At 41.3% G+C, this 15,232-nt stretch carries 16 protein-coding genes and 1 tRNA gene; 4 read left to right on the forward strand and 13 right to left on the reverse strand.

The window, feature by feature from the left end; translation table 11 throughout:
- Positions 1 to 221: 221 nt before the first annotated feature.
- From AAU57_RS05115 to AAU57_RS05150, 8 genes are all read right to left on the reverse strand, one after another.
- Positions 222 to 299: transfer RNA gene (locus AAU57_RS05115), tRNA-Val, on the reverse strand.
- Positions 300 to 350: 51 nt separating this feature from the next.
- On the reverse strand, positions 351 to 1,577 hold the full coding sequence (locus AAU57_RS05120) for a bifunctional folylpolyglutamate synthase/dihydrofolate synthase (protein WP_231717839.1): 1,227 nt from the start codon (positions 1,575 to 1,577) through the stop codon (positions 351 to 353).
- Between the two features lies 1 nt (position 1,578).
- Positions 1,579 to 2,391: a hypothetical protein gene (locus AAU57_RS05125; protein ID WP_055411893.1), complete on the reverse strand. Its 813-nt coding sequence runs from the start codon at positions 2,389 to 2,391 to the stop codon at positions 1,579 to 1,581.
- A 1-nt stretch (position 2,392) separates the two neighbouring features.
- Positions 2,393 to 2,785 carry an ExbD/TolR family protein gene (locus AAU57_RS05130; protein WP_055411894.1) on the reverse strand — a complete coding sequence of 131 codons (393 nt, stop codon included), beginning with the start codon at positions 2,783 to 2,785 and terminating at the stop codon, positions 2,393 to 2,395.
- A 1-nt stretch (position 2,786) separates the two neighbouring features.
- Positions 2,787 to 3,473, reverse strand: a complete 687-nt coding sequence (locus AAU57_RS05135) for a MotA/TolQ/ExbB proton channel family protein (RefSeq protein ID WP_055411895.1) — start codon at positions 3,471 to 3,473, stop codon at positions 2,787 to 2,789.
- A 103-nt stretch (positions 3,474 to 3,576) separates the two neighbouring features.
- Positions 3,577 to 5,109 (reverse strand): sodium/proton antiporter NhaB, encoded by a 1,533-nt coding sequence (gene nhaB, locus AAU57_RS05140; protein ID WP_055411896.1) that lies wholly within the window; start codon positions 5,107 to 5,109, stop codon positions 3,577 to 3,579.
- Positions 5,110 to 6,336 (reverse strand): Glu/Leu/Phe/Val dehydrogenase dimerization domain-containing protein, encoded by a 1,227-nt coding sequence (locus AAU57_RS05145; RefSeq protein ID WP_055411897.1) that lies wholly within the window; start codon positions 6,334 to 6,336, stop codon positions 5,110 to 5,112. It lies immediately after the preceding gene.
- 65 nt (positions 6,337 to 6,401) lie between these two features.
- A complete protein-coding gene (locus tag AAU57_RS05150) occupies positions 6,402 to 7,457 on the reverse strand; it encodes an anhydro-N-acetylmuramic acid kinase (protein WP_055411898.1) in 1,056 nt (351 codons plus the stop codon).
- A 72-nt stretch (positions 7,458 to 7,529) separates the two neighbouring features.
- Here AAU57_RS05150 and AAU57_RS05155 point away from each other — a divergent pair, with 72 nt between their 5' ends.
- Both AAU57_RS05155 and galE read left to right on the forward strand, forming a co-directional pair.
- Entirely contained in the window at positions 7,530 to 8,672 is a 1,143-nt protein-coding gene (locus tag AAU57_RS05155) for an acyl-CoA dehydrogenase (RefSeq protein WP_055411899.1), read from the forward strand.
- A gap of 90 nt (positions 8,673 to 8,762) precedes the next feature.
- Positions 8,763 to 9,785 (forward strand): UDP-glucose 4-epimerase GalE, encoded by a 1,023-nt coding sequence (gene galE, locus AAU57_RS05160; protein WP_055411900.1) that lies wholly within the window; start codon positions 8,763 to 8,765, stop codon positions 9,783 to 9,785.
- Between the two features lie 113 nt (positions 9,786 to 9,898).
- On the opposite strand, the gene AAU57_RS05165 is transcribed toward galE, so the two are convergent.
- Complete coding sequence (locus AAU57_RS05165; protein WP_055411901.1) at positions 9,899 to 10,351, reverse strand: GAF domain-containing protein; 453 nt, start codon at positions 10,349 to 10,351, stop codon at positions 9,899 to 9,901.
- A 74-nt stretch (positions 10,352 to 10,425) separates the two neighbouring features.
- Between AAU57_RS05165 and xrtF the strand changes: the two genes are divergently transcribed.
- Both xrtF and AAU57_RS05175 read left to right on the forward strand, forming a co-directional pair.
- Complete coding sequence (gene xrtF / locus AAU57_RS05170; RefSeq protein WP_055411902.1) at positions 10,426 to 10,959, forward strand: exosortase family protein XrtF; 534 nt, start codon at positions 10,426 to 10,428, stop codon at positions 10,957 to 10,959.
- Entirely contained in the window at positions 10,956 to 11,426 is a 471-nt protein-coding gene (locus AAU57_RS05175) for an exosortase F system-associated membrane protein (protein ID WP_055411903.1), read from the forward strand. The genes xrtF and AAU57_RS05175 overlap by 4 nt, the downstream gene beginning before the upstream one ends.
- Here the strand turns inward: AAU57_RS05175 and AAU57_RS05180 are convergent.
- Genes AAU57_RS05180 through AAU57_RS05195 form a run of 4 tightly spaced genes read right to left on the reverse strand, consistent with a single transcriptional unit; the run spans position 11,389 to position 15,152 of the window.
- A complete protein-coding gene (locus AAU57_RS05180) occupies positions 11,389 to 12,168 on the reverse strand; it encodes a hypothetical protein (protein ID WP_156340002.1) in 780 nt (259 codons plus the stop codon). The two genes, AAU57_RS05175 and AAU57_RS05180, sit on opposite strands and share 38 nt — an antisense overlap.
- Positions 12,134 to 13,600 (reverse strand): sulfatase-like hydrolase/transferase, encoded by a 1,467-nt coding sequence (locus AAU57_RS05185; RefSeq protein WP_055411905.1) that lies wholly within the window; start codon positions 13,598 to 13,600, stop codon positions 12,134 to 12,136. The genes AAU57_RS05180 and AAU57_RS05185 overlap by 35 nt, the downstream gene beginning before the upstream one ends.
- Positions 13,597 to 14,961 carry a hypothetical protein gene (locus AAU57_RS05190; protein WP_055411906.1) on the reverse strand — a complete coding sequence of 455 codons (1,365 nt, stop codon included), beginning with the start codon at positions 14,959 to 14,961 and terminating at the stop codon, positions 13,597 to 13,599. Before AAU57_RS05190 ends, AAU57_RS05185 begins: the two co-directional genes overlap by 4 nt.
- Positions 14,962 to 14,963: 2 nt before the next feature.
- Positions 14,964 to 15,152, reverse strand: coding sequence for a hypothetical protein (locus AAU57_RS05195; RefSeq protein ID WP_055411907.1), 189 nt, complete (start codon positions 15,150 to 15,152; stop codon positions 14,964 to 14,966).
- Positions 15,153 to 15,232 lie beyond the last annotated feature (80 nt).

Below are 15,232 nucleotides of genomic sequence, written 5' to 3' on the forward strand. Positions count from 1 at the left end.
AATCTTTTGGGCAACTTACCAACCATAAATCAGTTTAAGGTTTTATTTCTTTGAAAGGGAATGTCTGGAACGGATGGTGCAGTGGTGCATCAATAAAGTCACCGATATAGATAGGTCCAATTACAGGGATCAAAAGGATAGAATATCCCAAGGTCGGTTGGTACGATGTAAGATCGGTGGAATAAAAAAAATCCCCCAACATCATGTTGAGGGATCTTTACTGGTGGGCGCGAAGGGATTCGAACCCCTGACCCCTTGGGTGTAAACCAAGTGCTCTGAACCAACTGAGCTACGCGCCCCAATTTCGGATTGCAAATATAATAGTAGTAATGAAACTGGCAAGCTATTTATTAAATTATTTCACTAACAACAAACGTACTTCCAGTGACTAATATTAAGTCGTCTTCGTCTGTGTTACTCAAAGCGCCTTTTAAAGCTAATTCTACACTATCGTAAGCATTGTTTTTAAGTTCACGCCTAGTGGTGAACTGTTTTTCTAGTTTCGTCACTGGAACCGCTCTGGAAATAGATGGTGAACACAAATAGTATTCTGCATCTTGCGGTAAAACTATTAAGCTTTCATCTAGTCGTTTACCTTCCACTGCGCCAAACACAATATGTAATTTTCTATAAGATTCCTTTTCTACCTTTTCAATAAGCATTTTCAATCCGCTAGGGTTATGGGCTACATCTGCTATCACCTTTGGATTCGTGGATATAGTTTGATAACGACCCATGAAATTTGTCAGTTCTCTATAGTTTTTAAGACCTTCGGAAACTTGATTTGGGTTTAAATTAATTTTGTATTTGCCTTTCAATACACTTAAGGCCTTTTTTACCAAGTCTCGGTTTTGCTCTTCAGTTGTTATGTGATTAAATATGTCGTTTGAATATTCGCTTTCGCTATAAGCGAAATAAAGATCAGCACCTACCTCATTAGCTCTATCCTGAAAGAATTGTCTCAAATGCGATCTTTTTTCATTGATCACTACGGGTACATTCTTCTTTATGATACCAGACTTTTCAAAAGCAATCTTTTCTAAAGTATCACCCAGTAGATCTGTATGATCCAGATCAATAGAGGTAATGATCGAAAGGATAGGAGTAATGATGTTAGTAGAATCTAATCTGCCACCTAGACCAGTCTCAATAACTGCATAATCGACCTGATGCTTTCTAAATGCTTCAAATGCCATTCCTACCGTCATTTCAAAGAACGAAAGACTGTTTGATTCCAGATATGTCTTATGATCGCCAATAAATTGAATTACCTCTTGCTGAGATATCATCTCGCCGTTGATTTTAATACGTTCTCTAAAATCTTTTAAATGTGGCGATGTATAGAGTCCAACTTTATAACCTGCGGCTTGTAGAACAGCAGAAATCATGTGGCAGGTGGTCCCTTTGCCATTAGTGCCTGCTACGTGAATTGTTTTGTAGTATTGATGAGGATGATCCAAATACTCATCTAGAGCTATGGAGTTTGAAAGATCCTTTTTGTAAGCAGATTTCCCAACCTGCTGATACATGGGTAGCTGTTTGAACATCCATTCCGTGGTCTGTTCATAGGTCATCATTTTACTCACCTACCTTAAAGATAATTTCTATGAAACCTATTTGAATGTCTCGAGCCTCTGCAGCCGCGCTAAATTTATAGGTCATGGCAGATTTACGAGCAGCATCTAACAAGCAAGCCGCACGGTTTGTAGTTCCTTTGACACCTGGCGTTGCCTTAACAACACTACCACTACGATTTACTTCTATTTGTACAATAACGGTTCCTGTTTCGATACAATCTGGCTCGATCCCGCGACCGCCTACTTTACCACGACCGCTTAAACCGTAACCCTTTCCACCTTGGCCGTTACCTGGATTGCCATAATACGTGTTGGCATAAGGATCACCGTTGATGTCTCCTTTATTTCCAGGGCCATCGCCTGGACCTTCACCGCTGTTGTTTTCACCACTTGCCGGTTTACTGCCAGTCACATTATTCAAAGCATCCAGTACAGAAGTATCTGGTTTTGGCTCTGGTTTTTTCACCGGTTTGTCAACAGGCTTCTTAGTTGGCTTGTTTTCTTGTGGTGTAGGTTGTGATTCGATTACTGGCTTGTCATCAACATCTTCTGATGTGATGATGTTTTCTGCACTAGAAGCTTCTTGGGTAGATTCTGATGGTGATTTTTCTGGGTTTACCTTTGTAGGTCTTGCTGGCTCGATCGGTCCAGATCCTACGTCAGTATTTCCAAAATTGACAGCGATTCCACTTTCCTCTGGCGGGTCCAAAACCGTGAAAACAGTCACAAAAACAAAAAACAAAAGTAGCGCTGCCATTATCCCAGCAGATATGGCAAATGACTTACGTTTCTCTTTTGTATCTAAAAAACTCATCTTATTCGGGTTTGACGGCCAGTATGATTTTGAATTTATTTCTATTAGCGATGTCCATTACTTTTACGGCGCTGTTAATGGCAGTTTCTCCATCTGCTCTTAAAATGATCGTTGGATCTTCTTGTCCTTCCATCACCTTGATCAATTCCGCTTCCATATTTTCTGGCGCAACCTCAGTGGCATTTACATAGAAAGCACCTTCTCTGGAAATGCTGACCGATGCATTCTGCACATTGGAGCTTTTACCACTTGCTTTAGGTAATATCAAATCCAACGCCTCTGGCGTGATGGATGGTGACGTAAGCAAAAAGAATACCAACAGTAGAAACACGATGTCAGTCATGGAAGACATCGAGAACTCGGGACTCACTTTATTTCTTCCTCTTAAGTTCATATTAAGCGGGTTCGTTAAGTAGATCTAGAAAGTCAACAGCATTGGCCTCCATTTGATGAACCACTTTATCTGTCTTTACTACCAGGTGGTTGTAACCTATGTAAGCGATAATTCCCACGATCAAACCAGCTACAGTGGTTGTCATAGCGGTATAGATACCTTCGGCAAGTGTGCCCATTTCAGCCTGACCACCGCTAGTAGCCAAGGTGTGAAATGCCAAAACCATACCTATTACCGTTCCCAAAAATCCTATCATAGGTGCAGCTCCAGCAATAGTAGCAAGAACACTCACATTTTTCTCAAGTTTGTACACTTCAAGCTTCCCGGCATTTTCTATCGCGCTATTGATATCTTCCAGCGGTGATCCTATACGGCTTATCCCTTTTTCCGTAAGGCGAGCCACTGGCGAACCTTCTTTGGCACACAGCATTTTTGCACTGTCAATGCGGCCATTAGTCACATGATCCTTGATTTGTAGCATGAAGTTGCTGTCGATTTTTGAGCTTGCCTTGATTTTAAAAAGGCGTTCAAAGTAAATATATAGAGCTACAAAAAGCAGAATGAGCAATATCACGATAATGATAGTTCCTGCCACGCCACCGCTGGCAACAAGGTCGTAAAGCGATAGCGTTTTCTCTTCAACGATAGGTTGTTGCGATTCTAAATCGGTAGTCAAATCTTGGATCATACAAATGTTGGTTAAATCAATTTTTTAGATAACGCACAAGATGTTATTATAGTGCGTGGTTTTGGAATAGTTCGCTTTCGCGAAAGCGGACCCATCATCAATCCTACAAATAATACACCACCATCGCGAGGCCCACGAGCGTCAATACAATGGTGTAGGGAAGAGCCATTTTGGCCATTCTACCGTAGGAAAGGTTGATCACTGGAGCAAGCGCCGATGTCAATAGGAACAAAAATGCGGCCTGACCATTAGGCGTGGCGACACTAGGCAAGTTAGTACCCGTATTGATGGCAATCGCAAGGTGCTCATAGCTTTCTCTGGTGATTTTACCGGCTTCATAGGCTGCCGTGACCTCATTAATGTAAACCGTGGCAACAAATACGTTGTCAGAGATCATACTTAGCACACCATTGGCTAGATAGAATATGGCGGGTTGATTTCCTGGATCCTGATTCAACGCCCATTCAATAATTGGTGCAAAAAGATGCTGATCATGGATCATGGCCACGATCACAAAGAATACCACAAGAAGACCAGTAAATGGTAGCGCCTCTTCAAAGGCTTTACCTAGACTGTGCTCATCTGTGATACCCATGAATGCTGTTTGAACTACGATCAAGGCAAGCCCTATGAATCCAACCGGTGCGATGTGAAGTGCGAGAGCAGTAATCAATAAAACAGCCGATACTCCTTGAACGACAAGGGCATACTTCTCTTTTTTGGTACGTTCCTTATCACGTTTCTCCATCCATCCTTCAATAATTTGACGAACGACTGGAGGCATTTTTTGACCAAAACCGAAAGTCTTAGTGGTTTCCAACAAAACCGTCGTTAGCAATCCTGCAATCAATACAGGAATGGTAATAGGAGCCATTACCGTAAAGAACTCTACAAAGTCCCAGTTCATTTTAGTTCCTATCAACAGGTTTTGTGGCTCTCCTACGATGGTACAAACTCCACCTAGTGCCGTACCTACAACCCCATGCATAACAAGACTGCGCAAAAACGAACGGAATTTCTCCAGAGTCTCACCGCTCAATTGTTCCCTATCTAGGGTGTTGTCATTATCCAGATCCAGATCGCTGGAGTGAATCTTGTGGTATACATTATAAAAACCTAGTCCAACGCTTATCAAAACAGCAGTTACCGTAAGTGCATCGAGAAATGCAGATAAAACAGCACTCAACCCAACAAAGAAAAGAGAAAGGACAATTTTACTCTTGATCTTAGTGAACACCTTTACAAAGATGTACATGAGTAAAGGTTTCATGAAATAGATACCAGCCACCATGAAAACCAAAAGAAGGATTACTTCCAGGTTTTGGGCAACTTCTGCATAGACACCACCTAAAACGTGGTTTCCAGCTTCATCGAGTACCGCTTCATGAGTATCGTGGTCTATCTTATACATAGGATGTGTCAATCCTAAAAACAAGACCTGTAAGGCAAGCAATCCACCAGATTGTAGTGGATAACATTTAAGGGCCATGGCGAGACAGAAAATAAATTCTGCTATGAAGATCCATCCCATGGTGGTACCACTAACCACAAAAAATAAAACGGTGTTTAACACTAAAAAAGAAAGCATGGTTGTCTTGAACCATACTGGGCTGTTACCTAGAAAAGATTTGAACATTTATGTAAGTTGTTTAAGTGCAATTTCAAAAGCGGTGCTGCTTATTTGCGTTTTTGAACTATTGTTATTAAAAGTATTTTGGATGGCATTTCTTATCGTCATGCTGGTATCATTAAAAATCGCCTCGTCAGTCATCTGGACTTTACGTTCCATGAAGTAGGCAAAAACTCTTGCCATACCGCAATTTGAAATAAAGTCTGGAATCAAACTGACTTTCTCATCAGTATATTCCATGATGGATCCAAAGAAAATTTCTTTATCAGCAAAAGGCACATTGGCGCCGCATGAAATCACTTCCAGTCCAGAGTCGATCATTTGATCAATCTGCTCTTTACTGATCAATCGTGATGCTGCGCAAGGTGCAAAAATTTCAGTTTGTAAGGAGTAGATAGCTTCATTTGCTTCCTTAAAGGGAATCAAGTTATCTGCCTTTAATTGGTTCCCGTTTTTATTGAGAAAAAGCTGCTTGATCTCTTCAAAGCTATAACCGTCTTCATTGATCAAACCACCAGCGCTATCAATAATCCCGACGATTTTGGCTCCAGATTGTGCAAGGTAAAAGGCTGCAGCGCTTCCTACGTTACCAAATCCTTGAACTACCGCACGCTTACCTTTGATTTCACCACCATAGATATCGTAATAATGTCGGGCAGCCTCTGCCACACCGTAGCCGGTAATCATGTCTGCGACCGTGTACTTCCTGGAAACGTCAGGAGAGTAATCTGGGTTTTCAATTACCTTGATCACGCCTTGTCTAAGCTGGCCTATACGGTTGATCTTATCTGCAATCGTTGGGGCAAAATGACCCGTAAATACACCTTCTTGTGGGTGCCACACACCACTTTCTTCAGTTATGGGAATTACCTCATGGATCTCATCAACATTAAGATCGCCGCCAGTTCCATAGTAGCTTTTAAGTAGAGGCGAAACGGCTTTGTACCAACGTTCCAAAACGCCTTTCTTGCGTGGATCTTGAGGGTCAAAGTTGATTCCAGATTTAGCACCACCTATGGCCGGTCCTGAAACCGTAAACTTGATCTCCATAGTCTTGGCTAGAGACAGGACTTCATTTTGATCCAGTCCTATTCTCATGCGGGTTCCGCCACCTGCTGCGCCACCTCGTAGGCTATTGATTACTGTCCAGCCTTCGGCGTCTGTTTCTGGATCATTCCAGTGAAAGACGATTTCAGGATCTGCGTTTTCATAGCGTTTTAGGAGTTCTTTCATTCAGCATTGGCTTATCCCACAAATATAAAAAAGCATATATCGTTTTGGGGAATTTTCGCAATTTGTTATGGAGTATATATTTTACCGCCGCAATGGTCGTGCAATGCACCGGTCACGCTGGCAAGGCAGTTGTTCTCGTTGCGCAATCGCAGCACGCCCAGCAATGCAAATATTATCGCTTCTTTCATATCGATAATTTCTGGAGCTGGCAGGTGTAGTTTTTGCGCTCTGTTATGGTCAATTAAATGGATGAGATAGTCATTATATGCTCCACCACCAGTGACCACCACGCGGCTGTGATCTGGAAGACTGTGAGAAATGATCTGCGCGATGTGCTGTGTGTAGGTTGCGATCACATCCCTAGAATCTTCGAGTTGATCTAGAATGGGAAATATATAGGCATTGACCCATTCGATTCCCAAGGACTTGGGTGCAGGCAGGTCATAATAGGGCAACGCTGCCAGTTGTTTGAGGATAGTGGATTGTGGAGTTCCCGCTTTCGCGAAAGCGCCATTATCGTCATACTCTTTCCCTAATTTTTGAGCATAGTGGTTCAAAACGACATTCACGGCACATAGATCGTACGCCTGACGGTTGCCATTTTGCTCGTAGCTAACGTTTGCAAAGCCACCCAAATTGAGGCAATATTCATAATCTGAAAAAAGCAATCGATCGCCAATAGGAACTAACGGTGCACCTTGACCTCCTAACTGCACATCTTGAACCCTGAAATCACAAACTACTCTATGACCGGTTAGTGTGGCAAGTTGTGGTAGATTACCTATTTGTAACGTGTGACCGTTCGCGGGATCGTGAGATATCGTATGGCCGTGAGAGCAAATGGCAAGAAGGTTATCGATCGCATGATCTTCTATAAACTCCTTTATTACAAGAGCGAGATGATTGGTATAATCAAGATTGAGCTGTTTCAAATCGATGGCATTCAGTTCAATGCCTTTCTGTAGTCTTTGTTTCCACTTCAGGCTATAGTTTTTACAATCTTGATGGATGATCTTAAAGCTCCATTTGCCAGAATACTGCAGGTTAACATGAACTAAATCAATGCCATCCAGCGAGGTGCCAGACATGACTCCTACAACGTTATAGTTCTGTGCTTTCATGCATTTTTTGGGTTGGATGTTACTGTCAAGAAACCGTAAATTTGCCGACAGATAAATAAAACAAATATACAGATGGATTTTAGCCTTACGGAAGAGCATTTAATGATTAGGGATGCCGCCAGAGATTTTGCAAAAATGGAATTGTTGCCTGGTGTGATCGAGCGTGACAACCTACAAAAGTTCCCGACGGAACAAGTCAAGAAAATGGGCGAGCTAGGATTTCTAGGAATGATGGCAGATCCTAAGTATGGTGGTGGTGGAATGGACACTATCTCTTACGTTCTTGTGATGGAAGAACTTTCCAAAGTTGACGCAAGTGCCTCTGTAATTGTATCAGTAAATAACTCACTTGTATGTTGGGGTCTGGATACCTATGGGAATGAAGCCCAAAAGGAAAAGTACCTTACTAAACTTACCTCTGGGGAATCAATTGGTGCCTTCTGTCTATCTGAGCCAGAAGCCGGTAGTGATGCTACCTCACAAAAAACCACAGCAATTGATAAAGGTGACCACTACGTACTGAATGGTACTAAAAACTGGATCACTAACGGGAATAGCGCAGACTATTACCTAGTCATTGCACAAACTGATAAGGAGAAAAAACATAAAGGAATCAACGCCTTTATCGTTGAAAAAGGTTGGGATGGTTTTGAAGTAGGTGTGAAGGAAGATAAGTTGGGAATACGCGGTAGCGACACACATTCATTGATTTTCAATGATGTTAAGGTTCCAAAGGAGAATAGAATAGGAGAAGACGGTTTTGGATTCAAATTTGCGATGAAGACACTTTCTGGTGGACGCATAGGTATTGCGGCGCAAGCTTTAGGTATCGCCAGTGGTGCTTATGAGTTGGCTCGTGATTACAGTAAAGTGCGTAAAGCCTTTGGTACAGAGATTTGTAATCACCAAGCAATTGCTTTCAAGTTGGCAGATATGCATACCAGAATTGCCGCTGCGAGACACCTAGTTATGAAAAGTGCCTGGGATAAAGACCAAGGCAACAGTTATGATATGAGTAGTGCCATGGCCAAGCTTTACGCTTCCCAAGTGGCTATGGATGTTACTGTGGAAGCAGTTCAGGTACATGGTGGTAACGGCTTTGTAAAGGAATATCATGTAGAGCGTTTGATGCGCGACGCAAAAATCACACAGATCTATGAAGGAACTAGTGAGATCCAGAAGATTGTGATCTCGAGAGGCCTTTTAGCCGATTAACAACATAGACTTTTGATGAGATAACGACTGCCACAAGGCAGTCGTTTTTGTTTTAATACCTAATTTAGCATTGGATTTAAAGTTTCGATTATGAAAGTATTGGTGACCGGCGGCTTGGGCTTTATAGGTTCTCACGTTGTGGTAGAATTACAAGAGCGTGGACATGAAGTGGTGATTGTTGATGACCTGTCAAACAGTTCTATAAAAGTATTGGATCAAATCAAATCCATCACGGGAATTCAAACCACTTTTGAAAAGTTGGACCTTCGCGTTAAAGAAGATGTGAAAGAGTTTTTTAAAAAGCATGACGATATTGAAAACGTGATTCACTTTGCAGCTTCTAAAGCGGTAGGAGAAAGTGTTGATCACCCATTGAAGTACTATGAAAATAACATCAACGCGTTAGTTTTTGTGCTTCAAAATCTACAAAGTAGGAATGCCAAATTCATATTCAGCTCCTCTTGTACGGTTTATGGACAGGCAGAAGAATTACCGGTTTCTGAAAACGCACCTGTACAACCTGCCGAATCGCCCTATGGCAATACCAAACAAATAGGAGAAGAGATCATTCGGGATCTGTGTAAGGTCACACCTGAATTTAATGCGATTGCTTTGAGATATTTTAATCCTATAGGTGCTCATGAATCGGCTAAAATTGGTGAATTGCCTTTAGGAACACCACAAAACCTAGTGCCTTTTATCACTCAAACCGCTATAGGATTGAGGGATCAATTGTCTGTCTTTGGCGATGATTACCCAACGGCAGATGGAACGGCTATACGCGATTATATTCATGTGGTAGATCTTGCCAAAGCTCACGTTGTTGCGTTGGAACGACTCAATGATGGCAAGAACCAATCTAACATGGAAACTTTTAATATAGGAACAGGAACTGGTTCCAGTGTGATGGAAGTCGTCAAAACCTTTGAGCAAGTGACCGGTAAACCACTCAATTACAAAATAGTTGATAGGCGAGCAGGCGATATTACCGCTGCCTATGCACAAACAGATAGGGCTAATAATGTCCTAGGCTGGAAAGCGCAATCCACATTAAAAGAAGCGTTAGCATCTGCGTGGAAATGGGAACAATACGTTAGAAGTGGTAAGTTTTAGCTAGTCAATTCCAGCTCAATAAATATAAAATTGAAGCTTCTCCAAAGCTAAAACGGATGAAATAACCGCAATTCACGGTGCAAATCGAGATTAGTCTATAGTGAGATTCAGATTCAGAGAATCGTCGCAACCTGCTCGTTAACCCATTCCAGGAATCGCTCGTCGCTCTCATCAAAAGCCGCGACGGTATTACTGTCAATATCAATTTGACCAATATTTTTCCCATTCTTGAATAAAGGAATCACGACCTCGCTTTTAACGTGAATGCTACAAGCGATGTAATTATCCTGCGCATTGACATCGTCTACCACAAAATTCTCGTTAGAAACTGCAACCTGACCGCAAATTCCTTTTCCAAAAGGAATTACAGTATGATCTGTTGGTTCGCCGGCCTGGCACCACAGGTGCAATGTAGGTTCTGTTTCATGCGCCATATAGAAACCTACCCAATTGTAAGTGGGCAAATTTTCCTGCAATAGATCACAGATTTGTTGCATCTTTTCTACAGGTTCATGGGAACCGTCGATGATTGAGGTGATTTGAGGTTTTAATTCGTTCTTTTCCATGGGGCATTTGTAAGGCTGGCAAAATTAAGAGTGAAACAGCCTTAAATAACTAACTTTGTTATAAATATTGTTGATTGGAACGTCTCAAACCTTATTACCCGGTTTTTAAATTTGTAATCGTCTTTGGCGTGCTGTACATATTGCTATCGCTTGCCTATTATGGATACCTGCAGCTGGAATATACGGACTACAATTATCCAGATCCTATTACGGCTGCCGTGAGCAGGCAAACACAAACCATTTTGCAATGGATGGGTTATGATGCCCAGATCTATAATGCACCAGGCAATCCTTCGGTGATGTTGTTTATTGATGACAAGATCGTTTTTAGGGTGATTGAAGGCTGCAATGCGGTAAGTGTGATGTTGTTGTTTGCTGCTTTTGTTATCGCTTTTGCGAAAGCGTACAAAAAAACAATTCTCTTCATATTGATAGGGTTTGTGTTGATCTACCTGGTCAATCTTGCTAGATTGGTCTCCTTGGCGCTGGTGTACAAGAGGTTGCCAGAATACCAGACCATTGCCCACGATATAGCGTTCCCAGCAATTATTTATGGCACCGTGATTTTACTCTGGATCTATTGGATCAGGAAACCTAAAAAAGCATGAAATCGATATTGCGCGTTCTAGCTCTGGTAGGCCTTATCCTTTTGTTGATAAGCATACGGTATTTTCAAGAAGCGGTGTTTTATGATCCCTTAGATGATTATTTCCATGGGGCATTTCAATCCATGTCGTTTCCAGAGATGAATTTGAGCTGGTTATTGTTGTCCAATGCGTTGCGCTACCTGTTCAATGGATTGATCTCGCTGGCGATTTTATGGATCTTGTTTAGGTCTTCCAGTTATATCAAAGCCAGCTTGTGGGTTTATTTATTTGCATTTGTTTTACTCAACGTTTTATTTGTAGTCGAGTTGCAATTTGATGCATCCTTGTCAAAAATGGCGCTCTTTTACACGAGAAGATTCTTGATTCATCCATTGCTTTTGTTCGTCCTAATCGCTGGTGGCTATTTTCTAAAAACCAAGAAAACTCATTCTACAACGGGCTTAAGTGAGCCTGACGATACTTTGTAGCTGGTGTATAGAAGTAACCCAAGATCAATTTTCTATCATCGTTCAATTTGCAGGGCTTCCATTTTTTCTTGATTAGCGCGATGCGCACCTTGTTGTCAACCTCTTCGTTAAATGTTGAAACGACCTCGATTCTATCGATTTTATCATCTTCAGTAAACTTCACACTGTAAAGGCCAACACGGGAATGTTTTGTGGTGAGTGGTATATTACCTACGGTGTTTCCTATCTGTATATCAGTAATCGCGTCAGAACATCTTGTGGTCACTTCGGCAAGTTCTTTTTGATAGCGTTTTAATTGACGCAGGATTTTTAGGTGGTTTTGCAAAGAAGCTTGATAATTGACCTCATTATTGCCTAATTTCTTATTTCGATAACAAGGCATGGTGTAATGATATTCTCCTTTTTGATTGGCATACAGCAACAACTGATCTCCTTCTTTGAGATAAAGTTTGCATTGATCATTGTTTTTACCGTTTCCTTTCTTTTGGAAAATGTAGAACTCAAATAGTTCAGATCCTTTAATGATTTCTTGAGTCGAGATGGAAATGACATCAATATCAGCATCTGAAGGATGTGATTTTTTGCCCAAGACATTTACGACACCTATGAAATCAGTATCCTTAAAGTCATTAAGCAAATCTTTTTGATAGCACACGCAAGATTGCGCGACGGCAATTTGTGAGAAGAAAAATAGTAAAGCGAAAGTCTTAAGGGTCAAGACGTTCTGTAATCGGTAAGCCATTAGGGTCAAAATATTGATAAACGCCACGCTCAGAGCCATTTTTAATAAACATGTAGCTGCTGTTGTCTAATTCAGGATCTATTGGTGGTTGCTGCGCAAGATACTGGAATAGGACTGGAAATACAGTTATGGAGGTCTTGATGTGTGGTCCATATCGATAAAAATCATTTTTGGCTTTAATCGCAAAAAGACTGCCATAAATACTCCTTTTCAAATCGGGATCTTCTATTACCGTGTGATAAGGTTCTAATGAATTCTCAAAACCGACGTATCCACCATGATCTGCCGCAATAATGATGATACCATCTGGATCTTTTTCTTCAATGAAATTTACAAGGTGGATCAGTTTTTCTGTGACACTTAGCAGTTGCGATTTATAATCTGCTGTATATTTTTCAGAATCTGCAGCGATACCGTTGTTGGGTATGTGGCCAGGTTCCAAAATCTCCAGAAAAAAGAACTGCGGTCTATCATCGACTGCGTTCATGCGGTCTTTAAAATCCTGCATATAATCTGCATCCAGCCAATAATCTGGTAACGGCACAGAAAGATCACTCTCTGAAACGTTGACGTAATCATAAGCAACCTCAGGAAAATTAAGCATCAAATAGGAATGCTGTAAGATCAGGTTTGTGCGGTATCCATTACGTTTTAAAGTTGAGATTACTGGATTATTGCCTACGATCAAATCTCTGGCTCCATACAACTCACTCTCCATATTGCCATTTTCAAATAGATGTTGCTGGCCGGTAAATAGTGCCGAGTTGGATGTAAGCGTTGATGGATAATTACTACGATATTCGTGATTAAATGCAAATCCTAAAGCTTCCATACGGCTATAAAAGGCGCTGAGATCCAGATCGTAGAAACTAGATTGAGCCGCCTGTTTATTCACAAAACCATCTGGTTGAATTAAGTAAATATTAGGATGCTTCTTGAATTCTATATTTTCAAAAACAGTAGTATCGACCCAATCCTCACGATAGACCACGCGCTCTACATAAAAATGCACAAACTGGTAGGCCGCCACAACGCACATTAAGGCAAATAAGAGTACTAATTTTTTATAATGTTTGGCAATAAAAAACGAACTTATGATACTGGCTACGATCACCAGTGCCAAACCTTTGTAACGCCAGTATCCAAAAACGATAAACGATAGGATGAGCGCAAAATTGATCAAAAGGTAGCACCAGTATAAATGTGGACGCCATCGAGGCAGCCATTTTTTAAAAATAAAATCAAGGACTAAAATTTCAGCGACTGGCAAGGCGATAAATACCAACACGCACCACATAAGCTGATACCATGAATTCACCAGGGTGAAATTGTTCGTATACAAGTATAGAATACAATAAATCCCAGGAATGACGGTCACACTCCACCATAGATGACGGTCGCTTTTTAGATATTCCAGCAGGCGCTCTTTCATTTGCGGCGCATTAAAAATAAGGTCCTGTGTGTTCCCTCGATTTTTTGTTCCTTGTCAAAATGGTAGTGTTTGGAGTACGCTTTCGCGAAAGCGGACAATCCATAATTCTCAAACAGGTGACGAGCATCACGTTTGCTATCGAGAATAAACTGGACCCAGCTGTCCTCACGATCTGGAAACTCAATGATGAGGTACTCGCTTATCTGTGCAAAATATGCGGCACTCATCTCAAAAGGAACATTGCCGGTAAGCGTTATGTGGTGGATAAGCGCCAGCGCCAGGCTCAATTCTGGTTGCAACTTGATGATGCGATCTGTAAAACTCTCTCTTTCTTCATTGCCAAAACCAATAGCTGGTGAAGGTTGCATCAAGTCGATGACGAGCGGCAATACTCTGTTGTGGCTGGATTCTAATTCGGTTTGATAGCAATGATCAATAGCTGCCTGATCGATATCGCTAACGATCACTTGTTCTATGGTTGCGGTAAGTTCTCTTGCAAATGTCCCATCGTTGCCACCTAGATCGATGGCGGTTTTTACATTTAACTGGTTACTCCATTGCTGGATCAACTCTTTCTTTTTTTGAAAGGACGTCTGGTCGTAGTTGGTCTGGTTGTAATAAGAGGTCCATTCTGTTGACTCTGCCAGTGACATTCCTGCAATGTGCATTTCCAGCACTTTCAATATTTTAAGCTGTGATTCTTTTGAGATTTCAGGCGATTTTGCTGGCGATGAACTTGACTGACCTGAGTCGTTTTTGGCCATCAAGTGGATGTTGGGATAGATTACTGGGTGAAATCGGGTCTTCCAACTCAGCAGCTTTGCGGTTTCTTTCAAATCAACCCCATTAATCTGATGCGATAGAGTCTTGAGGTATCGGGCACCTCGTTTTTCTGCCAATAACAAGACTCCAAAAAAGTGTTGTTCAAACTGCTGTAATGCGCGCCATGGTTCATTTTCCTTGTATCGCTCAATACTCAAGGTGTCTATAAAAACGGGCTTGCCTTTATGAAAGGTAATGTTGAAGGCACTGGCATCTTTGAGGGAAAAGCCACGTTCCAATAAAAACATCTGTAAACGCAAGGTGAGCTGTGCTGCGTGTTGGTATTGAGTGAAACACCACTCATAGGGATAATTGATAAAGGGAATTTGTTCTGGTACGAGAATTATCTTTTCCTCATCTCTTGATTCTTCTTGATGCTGGATCAACCATCCTTTTTTAAACAACTTTTCATAGATACCAGAGTTAACCGCGGCATCATATTCTTCAAAAAATACGGGATTGATCTGGCGTTTGAGAACACCACCATCCATGAATACAAAGCCCGACGGATCCCTGTATGAAGCTGGTAGTTGCTTCATTGTTATTTGGTTTGATCCTTTTTGTAAGCTTTGTCAAAGGAATCTTCCTTTTCTTTTTTACGTAGTCCCAACCATCCTTTTATAAAATTGATGCAGGTTTTATAGAAAAGTACAAACCCAGCAAATGCTGCAATAGCTGCTTGCGCAATCATGGCACCTAGTCCTGGATCAAAATAGAGAAGGAAATTCATATAATCATCAATCTGACTGAATTAACAAATGGTTTTGGGACGTTTTGTATTTACACCCGAACGTATTCAAAAATACTATA

This window comes from Nonlabens sp. YIK11, from assembly GCF_001413925.1.
Lineage (GTDB): Bacteria > Bacteroidota > Bacteroidia > Flavobacteriales > Flavobacteriaceae > Nonlabens.